This is a genomic window from Aeromicrobium sp. PFPM2_SD2, assembly GCF_057364525.1.
The window spans coordinates 1-502 of sequence record NZ_JBNFNZ010000847.1 but is presented as its reverse complement, the minus strand read 5'-3'; the positions used below and the strand labels follow the sequence as shown (position 1 = coordinate 502).

1 protein-coding gene is annotated in these 502 nt (G+C 53.0%); it reads left to right on the top strand.

What is annotated here, in order from left to right:
• Window positions 1–392: major capsid protein (locus AC2W7G_RS18455; RefSeq protein WP_485869707.1), on the top strand; the 392-nt coding region annotated here is incomplete at its 5' end.
• Window positions 393–502: the final 110 nt, after the last annotated feature.

Genomic DNA, 502 nt, shown 5'->3' with positions numbered 1-502 from the left:
CCAACCAGTTAGGTGAAGCTCTGGCTATCGCTGCTGATGGTGCGGTTCTGGCTGAAATGGCTATCCTGTGTAACCTACCAGCTGCATCCAACGAGAACATCGCCGGTCTGGGCACTGCGTCCGTACTTGAAGTTGGTAAGAAAGCTGACCTCAACACCCCGGCTAAACTGGGCGAAGCAATCATCGGTCAACTGACCATTGCTCGTGCGAAGCTGACCTCCAACTACGTTCCTGCTGGCGACCGTTATTTCTATACAACGCCGGACAACTACTCTGCAATCCTCGCGGCTCTGATGCCGAACGCTGCTAACTATGCTGCGCTGATTGACCCAGAGACTGGTAACATCCGTAACGTAATGGGCTTCGTGGTTTGTTTGAAGTCCTACACTTGACTCAGGGGTGGTGCTGGTGAGACTCGTGGTGAAGATGGTATCACTATCGCTTCCGGTCAGAAACACGCATTCCCGGCAACTGCTACTGGCGACGTTAAAGTTGCTATGGA